Annotated in this window: 2 protein-coding genes and 1 rRNA gene; all 3 read right to left on the bottom strand. The window is 40.1% G+C overall.

Annotated features, from left to right (window positions below; translation table 11 throughout):
* Positions 1-180: 180 nt before the first annotated feature.
* On the bottom strand, positions 181-2,748 hold the full coding sequence (gene glgP / locus B5F25_RS20535; RefSeq protein WP_087251708.1) for an alpha-glucan family phosphorylase: 2,568 nt from the start codon (positions 2,746-2,748) through the stop codon (positions 181-183).
* A gap of 29 nt (positions 2,749-2,777) precedes the next feature.
* Positions 2,778-4,457, bottom strand: a complete 1,680-nt coding sequence (locus B5F25_RS20530) for a glycogen/starch synthase (protein WP_087213387.1) — start codon at positions 4,455-4,457, stop codon at positions 2,778-2,780.
* A gap of 270 nt (positions 4,458-4,727) precedes the next feature.
* Positions 4,728-4,816, bottom strand: a 5S ribosomal RNA gene (gene rrf / locus B5F25_RS20525); the annotation flags it as partial.

Below are 4,816 nucleotides of genomic sequence, written 5' to 3'. Positions count from 1 at the left end.
TTCTTTCAGATTCCAACTCGCGATGGACACCCTTGCTTTGGGCTGTATGATTCCCGCTATTAGGGCTCATTAGGGACTTGCACCCGTTAGCTAATACTCATGCCGAGCATACATCAAAAAGCCGGCCGTTCCTTTTGAAGAAACAGCCGGCTCACATGTCTTTATTGGTTCAATAACAGATTATTCGTTAAACCAACGCACGTAGCAGAAATCCTGACGGTGGGGCAAATCGATATTCTTTGGATACATACGATATGCTACCTTGAAGCTTCCTGCATTCGAAATACTATAATCCAACTTGAATGTATACAGATTGCCTTCACGTTTCACGAGTTCCATCGGAACTACACTGTAAATATATTCCTTGCCTTCTGCATTTGTATAAGTAACTACCATTTCTACCCCCACTGCATCGTTAAGTCCCTTTTCATCAACAACGCAAGTAATGATATAATCTTTGCCACTTTCCACATTGCCTTGACGCAATTCTTCACACTTATCCATCGATACTACCTGAATAGAATCCCATTTGGCTGCCACTTCTTCTTTCCATGCAGCCAAAGCTTTCAACTTCGCATAGTTATCAGCTTCCAAAGCATGGAATCTTTCAGCTTCTTTTCCATAGAACTTGGCATAATAATCATCCAACTGTCTCTTCATGGTATAATGAGGAGCAATTTGTGCGATAGAATTCTTGATGGTCCGTACCCAACCTTCTGAATAACCTTTCTTATTTCGTGCATAATACAACGGAAGGATTTCGGTTTCCAGCAAACTATAAATGGTAGCTGCATCCAATTGGTCCTGATATTCTTGATTCTGATAAGTACGTTTTTCGGTCAATGCCCATCCGGCACCTTCACGATAACCTTCCAACCACCATCCATCAAGAACAGAGAAATTTACGACACCGTTCATCAATGCTTTCTCACCGGATGTACCCGAAGCTTCCAACGGACGAGTCGGCGTATTCATCCAAATATCAACACCTGAAACCAGACGACGTGCCAACTTCATATCATAATCTTGCAAGAAAATAATTTTACCCAAGAATTCAGGACGGTTTGAAATCTCAATGATACGCTTAATCAGACCTTGTCCGGCACCATCATGCGGATGTGCCTTGCCAGCAAACAAGAATTGTACCGGATAGTCAGGATTATTTACAATCTTCGACAAACGATCCAAATCGCTGAACAACAGATGAGCACGCTTGTAAGTAGCGAAACGGCGAGCGAAACCGATTGTCAATGCATTCGGATTGATTTTATCCAGTAAAGATACAATCAATGCCGGATTACCCTGATTCTTCAGCCAGTTCTTGCGGAACTGTTCGCGAATATAATCAATCAATTTGTTTTTCAACCCTAAACGAGTTTTCCAGATTTCCTCATCGGGTACATTGTAGATAGCTTCCCAAATTTTCGGATTAGACTGATCGTTCAAGAAATTCGGATCAAAATATTTGTTATACAATTTCTTCCATTCAGAAGCACACCATGTGGGGAAATGTACACCATTGGTCACATAACCTACATGATTTTCTTCAGCAAAGTATCCTTTCCAAATGCCAGAGAACATTTCTTGTGAAACCTTTCCATGCAACCAGCTCACACCATTTACTTCCTGACATGTATTGCATGCAAACGTTGACATACAGAAACGCTCATTATGATCGCCAGGATTGATGCGTCCTAAATCCATCAGTTCATCCCAAGTGATACCCATACGTTGGGGATATCCACCCATGTATTTACCAAACAGACCTTCATCGAAATAGTCGTGACCGGCCGGCACCGGAGTATGTACTGTATACAAAGAAGAAGCACGCACGATTTCCAGGGCTTCATCAAAAGTCATACCGCTTTCCACATAGTCGCACAGACGCTGTACATTGCACAATGCCGCATGTCCTTCATTGCAGTGATAAACGTCTTTCTTGATACCCAGTCTCTTCAGCAACAAGACACCTCCAATACCCAAGAGGATTTCCTGTTTCAATCGGTTTTCCCAATCACCTCCATACAACTGGTATGTAATCGGACGGTCATATTCACTGTTCATTTCATTATCTGTATCCAACAGATACAAAGGTACACGGCCTACATTTACTCTCCAAACATAAGCGTGCACATAATAATTCAAATATGGAACATCAAGAACCAAGGGTTTTCCTTCTTCGTCATTGACGCGCTCCAAAGGCAGGCTTCCAAAATTCTGGGCTTCATAGTTGGCTATCTGCTGCCCGTCCATCGACAAGCTTTGTTTGAAATAACCATAACGATACAAGAAACCTATACCACACATATCTACATTGCTATCTGAAGCCTCCTTCAGATAGTCGCCTGCCAAAATACCCAAACCGCCAGAATAGATTTTCAAGACATGAGTTAAACCATATTCCATACAGAAATAGGCTACAGAAGGACGCGAAGCATCTGGCTTCACATTCATATATGCTTCAAACTTGGAATATACCTCATTGATTTTCTTCAATGTAGCCTTATCATTTGATAAGTCTTCCAATTTTTCATAACTTAGACGTTCCAATAATGCTACCGGATTTTGACCAACAACTTGCCACAATTCCGGATCCAATTCTTTAAACATCTCTGTCGCTTCATCATTCCAGGCCCACCAAATATTACGAGCCATTCTTTCCAACATCTTCAAAGGTTCCGGAATACGAGATTTTACATTAACCTCTCTCCAGGCTGGAGTGTTAGCATAATTAGTCTTGACTTTCATATTGTTTAATTTTAGTATGTAAATGAATTTTAGTTATTGTCGTTACTCTGAGAAAGACGCTGCCTTGCATTACGCAAAGCAACATCGTATGCTTCATAATAATATTGGATAAAATGTTTCCACAAAGCCTTTTCGGCAATTATTGCCGCATGTTCACGTATATTTTCAATTGCCTGATTCGACAATGCTGAAAATTCAGTTACAGTATCTTTTATCGAATCAGCGACTTCAGAATAATTATAATCTGTACGATGAATGACTTTCACACCATCTTGCAAAGTTCCTGAATGATTCACTACCGAGTTCACCCATAGACCGAATCCCGCCAAGTCAGTTGTAATGGTAGGCACATGAAAAGCAACGCTCTCCAATGGAGTATAACCCCATGGTTCATAATAAGAAGGATAAACACTCAAATCCATGCCTATCAACAAATCATAATATGATTCATTCAATATACCATCCTTTCCATCCAGATAACACGGCACAAAGATAACTTTTACTTTCGTATCAGCAGCATTCGACATATTCAAATACTTCAACATGTCCAAAACCTGATCATGTGTCATATTATGCAGCCAATGAGTAATAAAAGGAACTTCCAATGGCATGTCATAAGTTTTGTCAGAACTTAAACGCTCCAACAAATCCTCACGGGCCTCTCCTACCCAACCTGGAACATTTATAAAAGCTAAAACTTCTTTTTTGAGATTTTTGTCACGGGTCAATCGGTTAAGCGATTCCAAATAGACATTAATACCTTTATTCTTAAATTCATACCTGCCGCTTGTGCCTATAATCATAGTATCATCATCCAGTTCAGTACCTAGCAGCTTATTGGCCATATTCAGCATCACCTTACGGGCATGCTTGCGTTTTTCATCAAATTTTTTTCCTTTCGGGACAAAGTCATCCTCAAAACCATTCATCAGAATGACATCAGCCGGCTTATCCAACAATTCACGGCATTCATTGTTTGTAATTTCACTCACTGTAGTAAAACAATCCACATGATGAGCAGTCTGCTTTTCTATCGAATGTTTCGATTGCATATTCAACTCTTCTGCCATTTGATCACCATTATATGCAAAAAGGTAATCATACAACGGCTTGTTATTACCTGCAATCGATCGTCCGATTGAAGTGGCATGTGTTGTAAATATCGTTGCAATCTCAGGGACTTTCTTCTGAATATACAATGCTCCAAGACCTGTCATCCACTCATGAGCCTGATAAACCACCTTGTCTTTAGCACCCAAATTATAACGATAGAAACTTTCTACAACCTTACCGGCAGCATAAGAAAACATAGAAGCCTCGTCATAATCACCATACGCATGAAGCGAATCCACATTAAAATCAAGCCAGGCTTGCGTATAAATCTCATTCTTTTGAGCATAAAATGGTGTAAAATCCACCAAGATTGAAATTGGATGCCCAGGAATGTTCCAATGTCCCACTCTCACCTTCAATCCTTCATTCAAAGTAGCGTACTCACGCCAACCTTGTAGTGCCTTTTCATCTTCGGTAAACAAAGGATTATCCTTACCTCTCCAAACATCCGGGCCGATAAAGAAAATTCGATCCGGAAATGCAGCTTGCAAGGTTTTTGCCCTTGTTGATAGTACGGTGTAAATTCCACCTACCTTATTACATACTTCCCAACTTGATTCAAAGATGTAATCAGGTTTCAATAGCTGTTTCGTCATTATCTTTAATATTTTCTTAATCAGCGCGAAGTTACGAAAAAGAATTAAATCTACGAAGAAATAAAACGGTTTTTAAATTTGTGAAATGCTATAAAGAAAGAGACTAAAAAAACATAAAAGAATAATTTATGCCCTATTACAAAACAAAAAAGCAAACAGGAGGAAATTAACAAGCATTTGTCAAGACTAATTACCGCAAACAAAGAAATTTGCATAATCTCAAAAAAGAAAAGAATCCTTCCCCGGACATCAGACCGGGGAAGGATCCCAAAACGGCGGCTACCTACTCTCCCACTGTTACGCAGTACCATCGGCGTGACGAAGCTTAACTTCTCTGTTCGGAATGGGAAGAGGTGGAA

Source organism: Bacteroides sp. An19 (assembly GCF_002160215.1).
GTDB lineage: Bacteria > Bacteroidota > Bacteroidia > Bacteroidales > Bacteroidaceae > Phocaeicola > Phocaeicola intestinalis.
This window is presented reverse-complemented; position numbering and strand designations above follow the sequence as displayed.